This is a genomic window from Stenotrophomonas rhizophila (genome assembly GCF_003751305.1).
Classification (GTDB): Bacteria; Pseudomonadota; Gammaproteobacteria; order Xanthomonadales; family Xanthomonadaceae; genus Stenotrophomonas; species Stenotrophomonas rhizophila_B.
This window is the reverse complement of the sequence record NZ_RJKV01000003.1, coordinates 89,437-107,780: the sequence shown is the minus strand read 5'-3', so window position 1 is coordinate 107,780 and position 18,344 is coordinate 89,437. Positions and strand designations below refer to the sequence as shown.

The 18,344-nt window shown below is 66.9% G+C and carries 11 protein-coding genes; 6 read left to right on the top strand and 5 right to left on the bottom strand.

Annotation, left to right across the window (positions count from 1 at the left end):
- Positions 1-2: 2 nt before the first annotated feature.
- Together EDF74_RS15595 and EDF74_RS15590 are read right to left on the bottom strand one after the other, a co-directional pair.
- Positions 3-1,007: a TRAP transporter substrate-binding protein gene (locus EDF74_RS15595; protein WP_123730974.1), complete on the bottom strand. Its 1,005-nt coding sequence runs from the start codon at positions 1,005-1,007 to the stop codon at positions 3-5.
- Between the two features lie 37 nt (positions 1,008-1,044).
- Positions 1,045-1,866: a 2-keto-4-pentenoate hydratase gene (locus EDF74_RS15590; RefSeq protein ID WP_123730973.1), complete on the bottom strand. Its 822-nt coding sequence runs from the start codon at positions 1,864-1,866 to the stop codon at positions 1,045-1,047.
- Positions 1,867-2,022: 156 nt separating this feature from the next.
- On the opposite strand from EDF74_RS15590, the gene EDF74_RS15585 reads away from it, so the two are divergent.
- The 4 genes from EDF74_RS15585 (at position 2,023) to EDF74_RS15570 (ending at position 6,200) form a co-directional block, all read left to right on the top strand.
- The gene (locus tag EDF74_RS15585; RefSeq protein ID WP_260232288.1) at positions 2,023-3,015 is read left to right on the top strand and encodes an alpha/beta hydrolase; all 993 of its coding nucleotides are present in this window, start codon (positions 2,023-2,025) and stop codon (positions 3,013-3,015) included.
- Positions 3,008-4,630, top strand: coding sequence for a carboxylesterase/lipase family protein (locus EDF74_RS15580; RefSeq protein WP_123730972.1), 1,623 nt, complete (start codon positions 3,008-3,010; stop codon positions 4,628-4,630). Before EDF74_RS15585 ends, EDF74_RS15580 begins: the two co-directional genes overlap by 8 nt.
- Entirely contained in the window at positions 4,630-5,493 is an 864-nt protein-coding gene (locus EDF74_RS15575; protein ID WP_123730971.1) for a rhamnogalacturonan acetylesterase, read from the top strand. The genes EDF74_RS15580 and EDF74_RS15575 overlap by 1 nt, the downstream gene beginning before the upstream one ends.
- A 116-nt stretch (positions 5,494-5,609) precedes the next feature.
- Positions 5,610-6,200 (top strand): cysteine dioxygenase family protein, encoded by a 591-nt coding sequence (locus EDF74_RS15570; protein WP_123730970.1) that lies wholly within the window; start codon positions 5,610-5,612, stop codon positions 6,198-6,200.
- 45 nt (positions 6,201-6,245) lie between these two features.
- Here the strand turns inward: EDF74_RS15570 and EDF74_RS15565 are convergent, their stop codons facing one another.
- The 3 genes from EDF74_RS15565 to EDF74_RS15555 all read right to left on the bottom strand — a co-directional run bounded on the left by EDF74_RS15565 (position 6,246) and on the right by EDF74_RS15555 (position 16,415).
- Positions 6,246-10,064, bottom strand: coding sequence for a LamG-like jellyroll fold domain-containing protein (locus EDF74_RS15565; protein ID WP_184997320.1), 3,819 nt, complete (start codon positions 10,062-10,064; stop codon positions 6,246-6,248).
- 151 nt (positions 10,065-10,215) lie between these two features.
- Entirely contained in the window at positions 10,216-13,395 is a 3,180-nt protein-coding gene (locus EDF74_RS15560; protein WP_123730969.1) for a TonB-dependent receptor, read from the bottom strand.
- A 263-nt stretch (positions 13,396-13,658) separates the two neighbouring features.
- Positions 13,659-16,415, bottom strand: a complete 2,757-nt coding sequence (locus tag EDF74_RS15555) for a TonB-dependent receptor (RefSeq protein ID WP_123730968.1) — start codon at positions 16,413-16,415, stop codon at positions 13,659-13,661.
- Positions 16,416-16,686: 271 nt separating this feature from the next.
- On the opposite strand from EDF74_RS15555, the gene EDF74_RS15550 reads away from it, so the two are divergent.
- Together EDF74_RS15550 and eda are read left to right on the top strand one after the other, a co-directional pair.
- The gene (locus EDF74_RS15550; protein WP_123730967.1) at positions 16,687-17,703 is read left to right on the top strand and encodes a sugar kinase; all 1,017 of its coding nucleotides are present in this window, start codon (positions 16,687-16,689) and stop codon (positions 17,701-17,703) included.
- Complete coding sequence (gene eda, locus EDF74_RS15545; RefSeq protein ID WP_123730966.1) at positions 17,690-18,328, top strand: bifunctional 4-hydroxy-2-oxoglutarate aldolase/2-dehydro-3-deoxy-phosphogluconate aldolase; 639 nt, start codon at positions 17,690-17,692, stop codon at positions 18,326-18,328. Before EDF74_RS15550 ends, eda begins: the two co-directional genes overlap by 14 nt.
- Positions 18,329-18,344: the final 16 nt, after the last annotated feature.

The window sequence follows — 18,344 nt, the reverse complement described above, 5'->3', positions numbered from 1 at the left end:
CCTCAGGCGAAGTCGCGGATGCGACGGGTGAGGGCGGCCAGCTCCGGCTGCTGCAGGTAACGCTGCAGGAGCGGATCGGCGGCCTTGCGGAAGGCCGGCATGTCGACCTCGTTGAATTTGATGCCGAAGTCGGCCACGGCCTGGCGGGCGGTGTTTTCCGAGGCATCCCACTGCTCGCGCATCACCTGCACCGATTCACGCGCGGTCTCGATCACCAGGGTGCGGTCGGCCGGACTCAGCGCATCGAAGCTCTGGCGCGACATCAGCAGCACGTCCGGCGCGTAGGAGTGATCGCTTTGCGACCAGTAGTGCGCGGCCTCGAAATGACGGCTGGAGTGGAAGCTGCGCATGTTGTTTTCCGCACCGTCGATCATGTGCGTTTCCATGCCAGAGAAGGTGTCACCCAGCGACATCGGCGTCGGGTTGGCACCGAGCAGGCGCATCAGCTGGATGAAGATGTCCGAGGAGGCCACGCGCAGCTTGAGGCCGTGCAGGTCCTTGGGCTCCACGATCGGGTGCTTGGTGTTGTAGAAGCAGCGCGCGCCGGAATCGTAGATGGCCAGGCCGACCAGATCGCGCGTTTCAAAGCCCTGCAGGACCGTATCGGCGACGCCGCCATCGAGCGCGCGGCGCATGTGCGCCACCGACTCGAACACATACGGCAGGCACAGGCCCTGGGTCAGCGGAAACGCGTTGTTGAGCGCGCCGGAGTAGACGCGGGTGATATCGATGGCGCCGAAGCGGGCCATGTCGATCGCTTCGGACTCGCGGCCGAGCTGGCCGGAGTGGTACTGGCGCAGGCGCAGCCGGCCGCCGGTCTTCTCTTCCAGGGTCTGCCCGATCCACTTCACCGCGGTCACGGTGGGGTAATCGGCGACATGGACGTCGGTGGCGGTCAACAGCTGCGCGCCTGCCGGTGCGGCGTTGGATGACCGCGAACAGGCCGTCAGCGCGGGCGCGGCAAGCGCGCCCAGACTGGTGGCCAGGAAATTTCTACGAGTGAACATCTGCGCCCTCCCAAGCGTGTTCGCCATGTCCGCGCGGTCAACCGGCGGCGATGGCCTTGCAGGTAATGTCGCCGTAACCGACGAAACGGATCAATGCTTGCTGGCCCACGGCGATGTCATGGATGCCGGTCGCATTGCCACTGGCGATCAGATCGCCGGCCTTCAACGGGCGGCCACGCTGCGCCGAGCGGCCCAGGGCGAACGCATAGGCGGTGCGCAGGCCACCGGGCAGCAGGGTCGCGCCACCGGTGCCGACCACCTGGCCTTCGATGCGGGTTTCCGCGCGCAGGTCGGCGTCATCCAGGCGCGTCCAGTCCGGGATTTCCGGGCCGAGCACCAGGCCGTTGTTGTTGCCGAAGTCCGACACCACCACGCGCGGGCCGAGCTTGTTGATCGTTGCCAACGGGCTGCTGGCCACTTCAACGCCGATGAAAAGCTTGGCGGCCAGCGCCTCGGCTTCTTCCGGGGTCCAGTGCAGCTTGTCGGCCGGGGCGTCTTCCTGCAGCTGGATCACGTACTCGGCCTCGACCGCGCCGAACCCGCCGACAAACACCGGAATCTCTACTGTTCCACCGGTAGCATTCCAGAGCTGACGCGAGAAGATCGGCCCCAGCAGACGGTCGTCGCCGGAGACATCGCGGCGCTCGGCAGCGATGTAGCCGACCTTCCAGCCCACCACCTGGTCATCCCACAGCGCGATGGCCTGGTCCTGTACGTGGTAGGCGGTAACGAGATCTTCCGGGATGTTTCCCGGGAAGTCCGGCAGGGATTGGCCTTGTTGGCGGGCGCTGACGAAGTGGCGGGCGATCTCGCCCAAACCCTGGTCTGGCAGGTCCTGTTTGCCGTGTTCGTTGCTCAAGCGGGTCTCCCGGAAAAATTGTTGCACTGCCAATCGACAGTGGCTGGATGAGCTGTATATGGTAAACCGGTGTCATTGGCAATGTGCAGCGCATCAGAAGTGCTGCCGGTCGGGCACGATGGCCGTTCCCACCCAGCCTGGAAGGATCCTATGCGGATGCCCCGCACCGTATTGATGCCCCTGTTGACCCTCGCATTGCTGGCCTGCAGCCTGGCCCATGCCGCCGACCGCGCGGTTCCGGATACCGAGCCGCTGCCCGGTGCGCCCGACCGCATCGCACTGTGGCCGGAGGGCCAGGTGCCCGGCGAAGCCGGCCAGGGCACCGCTCCCAACGTGATCGAGCGCAGCCCTGATCCGGCCCTGCCGGACCGCTACATCGACAACGTCAGTGCGCCCTATCTGGTGGTGTACCGTCCGACGCGCCCGAACGGGAGCGCCCTGCTGGTAGTACCCGGCGGCGGCTATCAGCGCATCGTGCTCGACAAGGAGGGCACCGCGCTGGTGCCGGCGTTCGTCGATGAGGGCGGGGTGACCCTGTTCGTACTGCGCTACCGGCTGCCGGCAGGCCGCAGCGATCGCCAGGCCGCCCTGGCCGATGCGCAGCGCGCGATGCGGGTGATCCGCGCCGATGCCGCGCGATGGCAGATTGATCCGCAGCGCATCGGGGTGATGGGCTTCTCGGCCGGCGGGCATGTCGCCGCGCGGTTGAGCAACGGCTTCGATGCGCCAGCCTATCCGCATCGCGATGCCATCGATGCGCTCAGCGCGCGGCCGGATGTCGCGTTGCTGATCTACCCCGTGATCGACATGGGTACGCATGCGCATAGCGGCTCGCGCGAGCGCCTGCTCGGACCGCGTCCGGATGCGGCGCTGCAGCAGCAGTTTTCCATGCAGGATCAGGTCCGCGCCGATGCGCCACCGGCCTTCCTGGTGCATGCGCAGGACGACAACGTGGTCCCGGTGCACAACAGCCTGGTGTATTACCAGGCGCTGCTGCGCGCCGGTGTCACCACCGAAATGCATCTGTTCCCGTTCGGCGGCCACGGCTTCGGCGTGCGCATCCCGGCCGGTTTGACGGTCGCGCAGTGGTCCGAGCTGGCCCTGCGCTGGATTCCCTCGCGCCACACGGAGCCTGCGCGCCATGACTGATTCTCCCGCCGATCTGCAGCGGCGCCGTTTCCTGCGCGACAGCGCGCGCTATGCGCTGATGCTGGGGGCGACCAGCCTGCCGCTGCTGCCCGCCTTTGCCGGTGTGCCCGGCCCGCGCCACGATGCCGCGCCGCTGGCGCGCGTACGCAGTGGCCGCGTGCGCGGGCAACTGGAGCAGGGCATCCACGTGTTCCGCGGCCTTCCCTACGGCGCCGATACCGCGCCTCGGCGCTTCCAGCCGGCCGTGCAGGAATCGGCCTGGCGCGGCGTGCGTGATGCACTGGCGTACAGCAATGCCGCACCGCAGGGCGGCAGCGAAGGGCCGGGCAGCGAAGACTGCCTCTACCTCAATGTGTGGACCCCGGCGCTGCGCGACGGCGGCAAGCGCCCGATCGTGTTCTACATCCATGGCGGTGCCTACAACAACGGCTCGGGCAGCGACCCGCTGTACGACGGCAGCGCGTTGTGCCGGCGCGGCGACGTGGTCGTGGTCACGGTCAACCATCGTCTCAATGTGTTCGGCTATCTGTACCTCGCGCAATTGGGCGATGCGCGTTTCGCCGATTCGGGCAATGTCGGCCAGCTCGATCTGGTCCAGGCGCTGCAGTGGGTTCGCCAGCATGCACACGAGTTCGGCGGCGATGCGGGCAACATCACCGTGGTGGGGCAATCCGGCGGCGGCGCGAAGATCGCCACGCTGATGGCCATGCCCGCCGCGCGTGGCCTGTTCCAGCGGGCGTGGACCATGAGCGGGCAGCAGGTCACCGCCGCCGGCCCGCGGGCGGCCACCCAGCGCGCGCAGATCGCGATGCAGGCGGTCGGGGCGGCCGATGCCGAGGCGCTGCGCACGATGCCGATGGAAACACTGCTGGCCGCCACCCGTGCCCGCGACCCTTCGCGCGTGGAGAACAGCAGCCTGTATGTCGGGCCGGTGCTGGACGGGCGTTCGTTGCCGGTGCATCCGTTCTGGCCGGAGGCGCCCGCGCAGTCCGCCGGGATTCCGATGGTGATCGGCAACACCCGCGATGAAACCCGCGCCTTCCTCGGCAACGACCCGGCCAACTTCGCCCTCACCTGGGAGACGCTGCCGGCCAAGCTGGAAAAAGAACAGTACGTGGACCTGCTGCCCTCGGTGGTGATCGCCGAGTACCGCCGCCTGTATCCGCACTACACGCCATCGGAGGTGTTCTTCGCGGCTACCACCGCCGGTCGCTCATGGCGCGGTGCGGTGGAGGAACTGGAGGCGCGTGCGCGCCAGGGCGCACCCACCTGGGCCTATCAACTCGATTGGGGCTCGCCGCTTGACGGCGGCAAGTTCGGTGCGTTCCACACGCTGGATATCCCGCTGGTGTTCGATACCACCGATCGCCCCGGCTCACGCACCGGTGACGGCGAAGCGGCGACCCGCGTGGCGGCGACGATGAGCGAGGCCTTGATCGCCTTCGCCCGTCATGGCGATCCGAATCATGGCGGACTGCCACGCTGGCAGACCTATTCGCTGGCCCGCCGCGAAACGATGCTGTTCGATACCACCCCGCAGCAGGCCGACGACCCGCGCGGTGGCGAGCGTCGTCTGTATCAGCAGGCCCCCTTCATTCAACGAGGTACGTTCTGATGCGGTGTACGTCCTGGCTGCTGGGCAGCGCGCTGTTCGGCCTGATGAGCGCGGCGCAGGCCGCCGTGGATCCGGCGGTGATGGACCGCCCGGCACCGACCCCGATCCGGGCCAGCAAGATCGTGCTGGTCGGTGATTCCACCACGGCCGTGCAGGGCGGCTGGGGCCCGGCGTTCTGCGCACGGCACGTGACCTCGTTCCTGACCTGCACCAACCTGGCCCGTGGCGGCCGCAGCACTTACAACTACCGCGCCGAAGGCTCGTGGGCGTTGGCCGACGCGGAGATGCGCACGCCCGGCTATGCCACCACCTGGGTGCTGGTCCAGTTCGGCCACAACGACCAGCCCGGCAAGCCGGGCCGTTCCACCGATCTGCAGCGCGAGTTCCCGGACAATCTGCGCCGCTATGTGCATGAGATCCGTGCCGCCGGTGCGCAGCCGGTGCTGCTGACCCCGTTGACCCGCCGCCAGTTCGCCGATGGCGTGCTGATCGATGACCTGGCGCCGTGGGCCGAGGCGGTGCGCACGGTCGCGCGCGAGATGAAGGTCCCGCTGGTCGATCTGCACGCGCGCAGCCGCGCGGTGGTGCAGGCACTGGGGCCGGTGGCTTCGATGCCGCTGGCGCAGGCGGCCGCCACGCCCGCCCAGGTCAGCGCGGCGCTGGGCGGCACGACGGTGGGCGCAGCGCCCGTGGCTGGCGTACCGGCTGCGCAGAACAACGCCGTCACCGAGCCCATGGGGCAAGCCAAGGTCGCCTTCGATTACACCCACCTGGGCCCGGATGGCGCGGCGCTGTTTGCCACGCTGGTCACCGAGGAACTGGCCCAGCAGGTCCCGTCGTTGCGACCGATGCTGATTCCTTGATCGATAGGCAGGCCATTCGAACACTCGCGAATGGATTGCTACGTCGGGGATTGTGGGTCGATTGGATGTGATTCAGGTCAAACACGCTGTTCACCGGGATCGCCTAGACTCGGGGCATGCAAGAGCAATGCAACCCGTTTCCTCCGTTCCATGGCCGTGATCGGTTGATCGCCGCCGTCGACCATGCCGTCCAGCACGAGCACGCGCACCAGATCGCCGCCACGCTGCGCGCGGCGTTGCGCGAAGCGATCGCCGACAGCCGCATCCAGCTGCCGGCCTGCGTGCACCATCCGATCGAGGATCACTACGCCCGCCGCGAGCTGTACCGCAGCCCGGTGCACGGCTACAGCATCGTCGCGATGAGCTGGGGGCCGGGGCAGGGCACGCCGCTGCACGACCACAGCGGGCTGTGGTGCGTGGAGGGGGTCTGGCTGGGCCAGCTGGAGATCACCCAGTACCAGCTGCTGGAGCGCGACGGCGAGCGTTTTCGTTTCCGCCCTGAGCCACCCGTGCTGGGCGACTGCGGCAGTGCCGGCAGCCTGATCCCGCCGCACGAGTACCACACCATCCGCAACACCAGCGACGATGAGCTGGCGATCTCGGTGCACGTCTATCAGGGCGAGATGACCCGCAGCGCCGTCTTCGAGCCCGAGGCCGACGGCTGGTACCAACGCCGCGTGCAGGTGATGGAAACCGACGCGGCCTAGCGCCGGCGGGGTGCCGACGCGACAGCAGCCCTGCATGGCATGGCGCTACTGGTCGAGCGCCACCACGTTGTTGCGCTGGGTCACTTCCGCCGCACCATCGGCCTGCATGACACGCACGCGCAGGCCACGGTGATCCCCAGCCGGCAGCGGCAGGTTGACGGTCGTGGTCTTCGGCACCAGATCGCTCGGCGCGGCCAGGCTCGGAATCTCGACGCGGGCCAGCTCACGGCCCTTGGCGTCTTCCAGCACCGCCGCGCCCACACCGGTCGCGACATGGCCCAGGCTGTGCACGGTCACCTGCACCTGACGCCCGTCCACACGCACATCGCCGCGCCCGATGCCGAGGTCGGCACGCTGTTCGACCGGCGTGCCGGCCTGCACCAGCTCGAACTCGAACACCTGGCTCTGGCCCGGCACGAACCGCAGCGTGGTCGAGGCACTGCGCTCCAGGGTGAGCTCACGCGTGGCGGCCTTGCCGTCGATGGTGTCATCGCCGTCGCGGTCCACCCCGCTGGTCATCCGCCATTGCCCGGCGGTGACGTTCCAGGTGCTCATCTCCGCATCCACTGCGTGCTTGCCCAGGTTGTAGGCGATCACCTTGAAGCGGTCCGGCGAGGGTGCATGTACCAGCAGCGCGACCTGCTCGGCCGCCTCCGGCTGGACGAAGCGCCAGCTGACGGTGTGGCCCGGCCAGCTCTGGTTTCGCTTCAGCGCGATGCCGCCCAGGCGCGCACGCTGCAGGAACTCGCTCGGCGCTTCGACACGGTCGGACCACCAGTGCCCTTCGGTGTTCATGTATTCGCGCTGCGCCTTGGCCTGGATGCCATCGGCATGCAGCGCCTCCAGGTACTTCTTGTCGCCGGTGGCCTGCCACGCCATCAGGCTGGCGAAGCCGGTGCTGCCACCGTCGGCATCGCTGATGAAGCGCGGGTTCCACTCGGCGCCGCGGCCGAGGGCCTCGACATAGTTCTCGCCCAGGTTGGACAAAGCGCCCGGGCCACCCCGCTCGACGCGGTAGTCCAAGGCCTTGAGGTACTTGTCATCGCCGGTCCAGCGCCATGCCGCCCAGAAGGTGTGCATGATGTCGCCGCTGCCCGAGCCGTTGTTGAGCTCGCCGCCACGGGTCTTGCCGGTGGCCCAGTTGATCTCGTTCGGCAGTGCCCAGCGGCCCTTGTCGTCGGTGTAGGCGTGGGCGAGGTAGCCATCGGCCAGACCGGTGACCAGCTTGCGGCCGGTCGGATCGGCGTTGTACTGGCCGATCAGGAACGCTGGGTGCAGCACCGGGAAGGAATACGGCTTCTGCCATTGCCAGTTCGGTTCGCGGTAGACCTTGTTGCCGCCGAACCAGTTGCTGGAGAACAGCAGATGGCCCTGCGGGTTGGGCAGAATGATGCGCTCGTCGAAGGCCTTCACCGTCTCCATCAGACGCTCGACGGTAAGCGGATCGCCCCAGTTGAGGTAGAGCATCGCGCTGTTGGTGTTGATGCCTTCCTCGTAGGCGTGCAGCTCATCGGTTTCGATGGTGCTCAAGCCGTTGCTGAACATGCCATTGCGGTACACCGCATCGGACAGCGCGGTCAGCGAGGCATTGAGCTTGTCCGGCTGCACGCCCATCAGGGCCAGACCCGGCCACTGCTGGGTGAGATCGGAATCGTCGGAAATGCCGCCGCCGAAATCGCCGTAGGCGATCTGCCGATTGTCGATCCACCACTCGATGAAGCGGCGCACGTAGGTGAGGTCTTCGGTCTGCCGGAACGCCCACAGCGGTACGCCCTTGGGCGCCTCGGGCTGGGTGAACGGCGGTTTGCCCTGGCTGTTGTAGCTGATGTAGTTCCAGTACAGGCGGCCGAGCTCGTGGTCCGGGTCCACCCGCAGCAGGTCGCTGAGATCGGCGTACACGCGCGCGTACAGGCGCTGGCGCTTGGAAGTGGTGTGTTCTTCGACCAGGAAGCCCCAGTTGTCGCGCACCTGGTTGAAGCGGTCGGCGATGTGTTCTTTCTTCGCCTCGTCGCGGTCCTTGTAGACCATGCGGATTTCCGCACCGTCCAGCGAGGTGGCGTTGAACCCCGGTGCGGCCGACGCGACGGAGATCCACAGGCTGTCGGCGGTCAGGATGCGATCGCGCAGGTCCAGCCACAGCGTGCGCTTCTGGCCCGGCTTGACCGAAACCGACACGTCGATCATGTCGCGCGCCGGCCACAGCGGGTCCTTGATGCGGATGTTCAGCGGGATCAGGCCGTCATGGGTCGCCGGCAGGTCCAGCTTGGGCAGATCGATCGCGATGCCGTCCAGGCCGTCATACATGTTCTCCCAGCTGTGCGCCCAGCTGCGGATCAGCGGCTGTGCAGCCGGTGCGTCGCTCACGCCGGAGGGAATCAGTACGTGCACGATCGGCAACGGCTGCGCGGGCAGTGTGTCGGCCGTGCGCTTGCGTGAGCCGGCGCCCTTGGGCAGCGCCATCACCGTGCTGCGTTCGGCCGCCGGGTAGCGGCCGTCGATGTACTCGCGCAGCGCGGCGATGTTGGTGTAGTCCGGCAGGGCCTGGCTGTCGATCAGGTAACGCTGCTTGACCGTGCCCTCCGGCTCGGCGGCATCGCTCACCTGGTAGGCCCAGATCTCCTGGATCGGGGTTTCCTGCGCCGTGTTGCGGAAGTGCAGCACGCCACCGTCCTGCGCGGGAATCGTGTTGACGCTGCGCACCACACCCTGCGGACGCTCGAACAGCGTCTGCGCGGGCTGGCCGTCCCCACTGTGGCTGAGCCCGCCGAAGGCGGCGCCGCGCACTTCGATGCGGTTGACGGTCTCGCCGGCCGGCAGGGTCAGGTCGAGCTGCTGGCCACCGTCGACGTAGGTGTTCCAATCGGGCAGCTGGAAGTAATCATCGCGCCCGGCCAGCCGCGAGCGGTTGTACACGCCCGGCCAGGTGGTCTCGGCGATGCCGTCGGTCGCCTTCCACATCCACTGCTTGTGGTCCTTGGTATCGGCGAACTCGATCTTGCGGATCGTGGTGGTCGGCGCGGTCAGCGCCGGCGGCGGCGCAGCGTCCCAGCCGTGGCGATGGCGCCAGGCGCGCATCGGGTCCTGCTCGGCCACTGCAGTGCGGGGGGCCGCATTGCGGGCCAGCGCGGCCATGCCGGCCGGGTCGAGCAGGCGGTCATAGACGCGGATCTCGTCGAAATCGCTGCCGCGCAGGAAGTTGTAGCGGCTCTGCACCTGGTAGGGCGCCATCACGCGACCGGCCAGGCCGAGCTGATCGAGTGCGGCGTCGTAGTCGGCGGTGGTCTCCTGGCGGGCGACCTCCTTGCCATCCACGTACAGCCGTACGCCGTGGTTCTCATCCCAGCCGAAGGCGATGTGCTGCCACTGTTGGGGCGAGGGATTCTGGTCGAGTTTGAACGACACGCGCGTGCGCGCCAGGTTGGCATCGGTGACGAAGGCATCGAAGCCGTGGCCATTCCAGTCGATGCGCAGCCAGGCCATGTCCCAGCTGCTGTGGTCGGCATAGCCAACCCGGAAGATCACGAACGGCGCTTCACCCACCGCATACCGCGAGCGCCAGAAGAAGCCGAGTGTGCCGCGCTGGGCCTGGATGTTGCCCGGTGCGTTCCACGACAACACGCCGTCATCGGCCCATTCGATCGCGCTGCCGTGCGCGCCGTTGGGCACCCGCTTCACCTTGTCCTGGAAATTCGGGACCGGGTCACCCGCGGCGGTATCGGCCTGCAGACTCTGGTCGGCCGACACGTGGAACAGCAGCTGCGGCGCGGTCTGCGCCCAGGCGGTGCCACTGCCCGCGAGCAGCAGCGCCAGCAGGCTGGCGGACAGGCGGGAGGGGCGGATCGAGGGGGCGACAACGCGATGCATGAGACCTTCCTTTCGACAGCAGAAACAGTACAGCGGAACCAGCAGCGGAGGTCAGCCGCTCACGGTGGCCTCCCGCCCCGGCACCGCGCCCGCCATCCCGGAGAGAAGGACGGGGACGGGCGCGATAGCGGTGGCGGAAGGCGCAGCACGGTCAGAACTTGTAGCGCAGGCCGAGGTAGTACTGGCGGCCGGTGTGGGTGTAGCGGTCCGGCAGCGACAACGCCGAATCGACATAGCGCTCATCGGCGGTGTCGAGCAGGTTGATCGCCTCGAAGGTCAGCGAGAGATTCTTGTTGACCTTGTAGGACATGTTGAAATCCACGTTCTCCACGCTGTACTTGCCCTGCACATCGGCCGTGGCGAACTGGCTGCCGTCCAGGTCCCACACGTTCTCCTGCGACAGGATGGTGCTGATGTACGCGTCGCGGTAGCTGGTGGAGACGCGGGCGCTGAAACGGCCGTCGTCGTAGTACAGCGTGGCGTTGTACGAGTTCGGCGAGAGATTCAGCAGGTCGTTCTCGGTGTACGTGGTGACGATCGTGCTGCCGGTTCCGGAGCTGAACATGTACTTGATCTTGGACTCGACGTGCGTGTAGTTCAGCTGCACACCGAAGTTCTTCCAGAAGCCGGGCAGGAAGCTGAAGGGCTGCTGGTAGGACACCTCATAGCCCTTGAGCGGGCCGCCCGGGGTGTTGAAGTAGCTCTGCACGTTGAACACGGTGTCCGGGCTGAAGCCGGTCGGCAGCAGATCCAGCGAGTAGCCCATGTCCGCCCAGGTGGTGAGCAGGCGGGTGCGCTGCACGTAGCTCTCGATGTCCTTGTAGAACACCGCGGCCGACAGCAGCGCGCCTTCGTCGAAGTACCACTCCGCGCTCAGGTCGTAGTTGGTCGAGCGGAACGGATCGAGCTTGGGGTTGCCCAGGTTGATCGAGTAGCTGCGGTCATCATCGAAGTAGGCGGTGGGACCACCGCTGACGCTCGGCGACAGGTTGGACAGGGTCGGGCGGGCCATGGTCTTGGCCGCGCCGAAGCGCAGCACGAAGGTGTCGCTCAGGTCCCAGGCCAGGTTCAACGAGGGCAGCCAGTCGTCGTACTTGTGGCCGACCCGGGTGCCGACCTGCAGGCGCTCGCCCGGATCGGCGGTGGCGCTGGCCACCCCGAAGAACGGTTCGCACGCCGAGGACAGATCGTTCGCGTTGGTGGCGGTACACGGCGCATAGCCATCGGCGGTGATGCGGGTCTGCACGTAGCGCACGCCCAGGTTGCCGCGGAACGCGCGGCCCAGCAGGTCGGTGTTGAAGTCCAGCTGCAGGTAGCTGCCGTAGCTCTTCTCGTTGACGTCGAAGTTGTTGTTGGACGCCCCGAAGTGACCGACGCTGGCCAGGCGGTAGTCACCGCCGAGCGTGCCGGTGTTGCAGTTGCAGTAGATGTCCAGCAGCTTGGCGATCTGGTTGAAGTCCGGCACCAGCCAGGCGTTGGGCAGGTTGCCGTCCATGCCCTTGCCGAAGCCGCTCAGCGTGTCGCTCAGGTCGCCCACGCCCACACCGGCCGGCAGTGCCTGCGACAGGCGCCCGTAGCTGATGTTGCGGTACTCCTGCGTGCTCATGTCGTAGTCCTTGTAGGCCAGACCGCCGCGCAGGGTGAAGGTGGGATTGATGTTGAACGTGAGGTCGACCTTGGCCGTGTCGAAGGCGTTGTCGACGTACTGCGGGTTCAAACGCACTTCGCTGATGTTGCCGCCACGCGCCGTGCCGTTGGCATTGACAGGCGTGCTGCCGTAGCCCAGCCACTTCCAGTTGTCCACGGCGTTGAGATCGAACGGGAAGGACATCGCCGGCACCTTGCCGTTGCGCATGTCCAGCACGAAGCCATCCAGGTTGCTGTTGTCGAAGCTGACCATCGAGAAGATCGGCCGCTCGTAGTTGGATTCGGAGTGGCCGACCACCGCATCCAGGCGCACCGCGTCGTTGAAGCGGTGTTCCAGGTTGAGACTGAACTGCTTGAACTCGGTGCTCTCTTCGATCGCGGTGGATTCGGTGCGGAAGTCCACGTTGTCGAACACGCCGTAGGTCAGGCGGTTCTGTTCATCGGCCTGCGCCTCGCGGACCACGATCTGGGTCTTGCCGCCGTACTGCGCGGTGCGGTGCAGGTTGGCGCCGATGGAATCTTCGCGCACGTTCTTGTCGAGCTTGGAGTACAGCATGTCCAGGTTCAGCTGCGTGTCGTCGCTGACCTTGAACTGCAGCGCGCCAGTGACGCCCAGTCGCTCGATCTCGTGTTCGGTGCGGATGTAGCGCGGGTAACGCGGAATCCAGGCGTTGGTCGCGGTCTCGTAGGCGTCGATGTTCGCGGCCGTCGCCGTCGGGCGGAGCAGGCCGGGGCCGCAGTGGGTCGCGCTGATGCCGTAGCTGCCCCAGCCGTTGCTGCGCGCCTGGTTGGCGGCGCTGCCGACACCCGCGGCGGTCTCATTGGCCAGCGGATTGCGCGGGGTCTGCGGGTTGTAGCCGGCCGGGCTGCAGAAGCCGTAGGTACCGTTGTTGGCCGCGGTGCTCTGGTTGGAGTTGCGGTAGTTGCCGTGCTCCCAACGGACCGGGTTGTAGCCTTCCTCGAAGATGGTGCGCTTGCTGTAGGCCACCGACATCAACGCGCCCACCCGGCCGTCGGCCCAGGTGTTGCTGATCAGCCCGGAGATGCGCGGGTCCTTGTTCTTTGAAAGCTCGTTGTAACCATACTGGCCACCGAGCGAGGCCTGGAAGCCCTCGAAATCGAACGGGCGCGAACCGCGCAGATCGACCGTGGCACCAAGCGAGCCCTCGTCGGTCTGCGCCGACTGGGTCTTGTTGATCTTGACCCGGCTGAACAGCTCCGAGGCGAAGGTATTGAAGTCGAAGCCGCGGCTGCGGTTGACGCCGGTGGTGCCGCTGCCGGCGGTGGACAGCGCTTCCAGACCGTTGATGCGCACGCGGGTGAAATCCGAGCCCAGGCCGCGCACGGAGATCTGCTGGCCTTCGCCACCTTCGCGATCGATCGAGACGCCGGCGATGCGCTGCATCGACTCGGCCAGGTTCAGATCCGGGAATTTGCCGATGTCTTCGGCGTAGATCGCATCGACCTGTTCGACGCTGTAGCGTTTTTCATCCAGCGACTGCTGCAGGCTTTCGCGGTAGGTCGCCTTGACCTCGACCTTGTCCAGATCCACTGCGTTGAGCGAGGCGGCCGCTTCGGGCGTCTGCTGGGCCGCGGCGATGCCGGCTGCGCTCTGCAGCCCGAAGGCGATCGAGACCGCGAGCAAGGTAACCGGTGTCTTTTTACGGGTGGTGAGTCGTTCCATCGTGTGTAAGCCCCTCCCAGGGTTCGCCGCCATGCGACCGTGATGTAGATGAGTCATGGACGTCCGGCCTCCCCGGAACGTCTGTCGCGCATGTGCCGCAGTGATACCGCTGGTCATCCAGAACGTAACAAACCCTTCACGCGCCGGCATCTTGCGCCGCAGCAGCGTGCCCCGGAGGGTGAGGGTGGTGGATGGCAACGCCGGCGGCGCGCGCGCAGCCGGCGGCGTGATCGCTCACGCCGCCGGTGGGTACTGCCGTTGAATCAGAACTTGTAGCGCACGCCGAGCAGGAACTGGCGGCCGGTTTCGGTGTACTGCAGCGGCAGCTGACCGGTCGCCGGCGAGTAGACCCACTCGTCGGAGGCTTCGTTGGTCAGGTTGATGCCTTCCAGGCTCAGTTCGAGCTGGTCGCTGATCGTGTAGCGGATCGAGGCATCGATGACCGTGGTGCCGGTCATGCCGTGGTAACCGTCGAGGTTGAAGCCGGTTTCCGTACCCGGTGCCTGGGTCAGGTAGTCATCGCGGTTGGTCGCCGAGACGCGGCCGGAGAAGACCTTGCCTTCGTAGAACAGCGTGGCGTTCCAGGACGACTTGGACAGACCGGTCAGGTCGGTCTTCATCACCGGCTGGCCCGCGGCGTTGAGGTACTGGATCTGCGATTCCACCCAGGTGTAGTTCAACTGCACGCCGAGGTTGGACCACTTGCCCGGCAGGAAGGTGAACGGCTGGGTGTAGTTCGCTTCCACGCCGTGCAGTTCACCACCCGGGGTGTTGACCGGGCGGCTGTAGGTGAAGTCATCGGCGGGCGAGGCACCGGTGCCGATCAGCAGCGAGGCAGGCAGGCCGCTGTCGGAGTACGGACGCACTTCGCGGGTGGTCTGCACGAAGCTCTCGATGTCCTTGTAGAACAGACCGATACCGGCCATCGCGCCTTCGGAGAAGTACCACTCGAAGCCGAGGTCGACGTTGGTCGCGCGGATCGGTTCCAGATCCGGGTTGCCGCTGGAGATGGTGCGTGCACCACCGGCCACGGCCACCGTTGCGCCAGGCGTCAGGCTGCCCAGGCCCGGACGGCTCATCACCTTGGCCGCGCCGAGGCGGATCAGGAAGTCCGGGCTGACTTCGGCCACCAGGTTGAACGAGGGCAGGGTGTCGTTGTAGGTGCGGTTCTCGGTGGTGGAGACCGTACCGGTGGCCAGCGTCGACAGGCCGGTGGAGCTCTGCTTGGTGCGCACGTAGCGCACACCCACGTTGCCCGACAGCGGCAGCGCGCCGATCTCGGTGGAGAACTCGCCCATCAGGTAAGCGCCGCGGTCCTTCTCTTCGACGCTGCGCACGTTGTTGGCGCGCGGGGCGACGGCGAAGATGCCGCTGTTGCTGTAGATGTCGAACTGATCGGCGATGGCGTTCAGATCCGGCACCACCCAGTTGGACGGGCTGCCGTTGATGCCCTTCAGGCCGGCCTGCTCGGTCATGTCCACCGGCACGATGCGGGTGCCACCCGGGAAGGTCGGTACCGCCAGTTCGCTGGCGCGACGCAGCTCGGTGGTCTTGAAGGTGTAGTCCTTGGCGAGCACGCCACCCTTCAGGCGGAAGCCCGGGCTGATGTTCCAGTTGAAATCCAGCTGGCCGGTGTCGAAGTCATTGTCCACGTACTGCGGACGCAGACGGATTTCAGCCAGCTCCCAGCCAGCCGGGTTGGTCGGGTCGATGCCGTAGTTCAGCGTCGGGAACCGGCTGTTGCCCCGGTAGTCGTAGCTGTAATTGTCGACGTCGTACTTGTCCATGATGATCGTGGTCTGCACCGGGTTCTCGTGCTTGGAGCGCGAGATGCCGAGCTTGCCGGACAAGGTGAAATCATCGCCGAAGCGGTGCTGGCCGTTGAGGCTCAGCTGCTTGAATTCGGTGCTCCACTCGTCGTGACGGTTTTCCGAGCGGATGTCGACGTTGTCGAACTCACCGTAGACCAGCGCGTTGTTCTCGATCACGCCGTTCTTGACGACCATGGCTGGCTTGCCGACCAGGCGCGGCGTGGTGCTGGTGCCGCGGCTGAAGGAAATCGCTTCGATGTAGTGCTCGTCGCGGGTCGCGTCGATCTTGGAGTACAGCGCATCCAGCGAGAACTCGGTGGCGTCGCTCGGCTTCCACTGCAGGGTACCGGTCACGCCCAGGCGCTTCTGCTCATGCTCCATCTGCACGTAGCGCGGGAAGCGCGGGTGGTAGACGTTGGCCGAACGCGCCGCGGCGAACGGCGAGGCCGCATTGAAGTTGCCGTTGCTCGGGCCGTTGGCCCAGCGGCCGGTGTTGGAGCCTTCTTCCAGCGCCTGGCGCTCGGAATAGGCCACCGACAACAAGGCACCGAAGGTGCCGTCGGCGAAGGTGTTGGAGATCAGTGCGGCCATGCGCGGATCGGCTTTCTCGGCCATTGCGTTGTAGCCGGCCTGGCCGCTGGCGGCGAAGGTGAAGCCGTCATAGTCGAACGGGCGCGCGGTGCGCAGGTCGACGGTAGCGCCCAGCGAGCCTTCCTCGACATCGGCCGAGGCGGTCTTGCGCACCAGCAGCTGCGAGAACAGGTCCGAGGCGAACACGTTGAAATCGAAGCCGCGGCCGCGGTTGGTGCCGCCGCTCTGGTCGCCGGCGCCGACCGTGGTCAGCGCTTCCATGCCGTTGATGCGCACGCGGGTGAAATCCGGGCCGAGGCCACGCACCGAGATGTTGCGGCCTTCGCCGGCTTCACGGGTGATGACCACGCCGGGGATGCGCTGCAGCGATTCGGCCAGGTTCAGATCCGGGAACTTGCCGATGTCCTCGGCGACGATGGCATCGACCACGCCGGCTTCGCCGCGCTTGATGTCCAGCGCCTTCTCGACACTGGCGCGATAGCCGGTGACGGTGACGGTATCCAGGTCGGTGGGGTTGGTGCCCGCATCCTGGGCCAGCGCGGTACCACTCAGCGCCAGGCCGATCGACAATGCCAGCAAGGTAACCGGTGTCTTTTTCTGCGTGTTCTGGACTTGCATGTTTTCCCTCTCCCAAGGTGCTACATGAAACAGCTATCCAACGACATGTCAGTGCAATGACACCGCTGGTCAGGGCGGACGTTAACAGCCCGTTACTGATCCGGCATCTTGCACCGCAGCAGACTTTCAATGTCCCGTAGACGCTTGCAGGACAATGCTTCCGACATTGGGGACAGGTGGACGGGGCGGCGTCCATCGCTAGAATGACACCGCTAGCCATTGCTGCTGTGCGTCCCTGCGGCGTCTGCGGCCCTCACAAGGATCCAGGACCATGAGTCGTGTTGTCTGTTTCGGAGAGTTGTTGCTGCGCATGAGTGCGCCCGGCCGGGAGCTGCTGCTGCAGCAGCCACAGCTGGTGGTCCACGCCGGCGGCGCGGAAGCCAATGTCGGTGTCTCGCTGGCCCACCTCGGGCATGCGGTGGCGGCGGTCAGCACGGTGCCGGCGAACCCGCTGGGCGAGTTCGCGGTGGGCGAACTGCGCCGGCATGGCGTGGATACCTCGGCAGTTCGCCGTACCGAGGGCCGGATGGGCCTGTACTTCCTGACCACCGGCGCCGTGCAGCGTGCCAGCGAAGTGGTCTACGACCGCGCCGATTCGGCCTTCGCCAACAGCAGCGCCACCGACTACGACTGGGACACACTGCTGGCCGGTGCCGACTGGCTGCACCTGTCCGGGGTCAGCCCGGCGCTCAACCCGGCCATGGCCCAGGCGACGCTGGCCGCGGCACGCGCGGCGTGCGCGCGTGGCGTGAAGGTGTCCTTCGACGGCAACTTCCGCCCGTCGCTGTGGGCGCGCTGGCAGGGCGATGCGCCGGGCATCCTGCGCGAACTGTTCGCCTGCGCCGATCTTGTCTTCGCTGACTACCGCGATATCGGCGTGGTGCTCGGGGGTGAATTCGAGCAGGCCGACGTGCGTGAGCGCGTCGATGCAGCCGCCGCACAGGCCTTTGCCGCGTTCCCGCGGTTGCAGTGGATGGCCTGCACCCAGCGCACCCCGCACAGTGTGGACAACCATGCCCTCGGCGCGATGCTGATCGGCCGCGACGGCACCCGCGCGGTGGCGCCGACCCGCGAGATGCTTGGCATCGTGGACCGCATCGGCGGCGGCGATGCCTTCGCCGCCGGCATCCTGCATGGCATGATGCGCGGCTTCGCGCCGGACGCGATCGTGCGCTTCGGCCTGGCCGCAGGCTGCCTGAAGCACTCCATCCCCGGCGACTTCAACCCTGTCAGCGAGGCTGACATCATGGCCCTCACGGGCGAGGAGCGATTCGATGTCCGGCGCTGATCCACGCGTACGCGCAGTCCTGAAACTGGCCCCGGTGATTCCGGTGTTCACCCCGGAAAGCGTCGAGGATGCCGTCGAGGTCGCGCGGGCACTGTTCAACGGCGGCCTGCCGGTGATCGAAGTGACGCTGCGCACGCCGATGGCGATGGACGCGATCCAGGCCATGGTCGAAGCGGTGCCCGATGCCGTGATCGGCGCCGGCACCGTGCTGACCGCCGCGCAGATGGAGAAGGTCAAGCAGGTGGGCGGGCGCTTTGCGGTGTCGCCCGGCGCGACCGCGCGCCTGTACGCCGCCGCCCGCGATACCGATCTGCCGTTCCTGCCGGGCGTGGCGACCTCCTCGGAGCTGATGCTCGGCCTGGAGCACGGCCTGGATACCTTCAAGTTCTTCCCGGCGGTGCAGGCCGGCGGCGCGGCCATGCTGTCGGCCTGGAACGGCCCGTTCGGCGATGTGCGGTTCTGCCCGACCGGCGGCATCAGCGCACAGACCGCGCGCGATTTCCTGCACCTGCCCAACGTACTGTGCGTGGGCGGTTCCTGGCTCACCACGCGGGCCCTGCTGCAGGCCAAGGACTGGGCCGGCATCGAGCAGCTCGCACGCGATTCGGCGGCGCTGGTCGGCTGATCCCGCACGGCCTGCC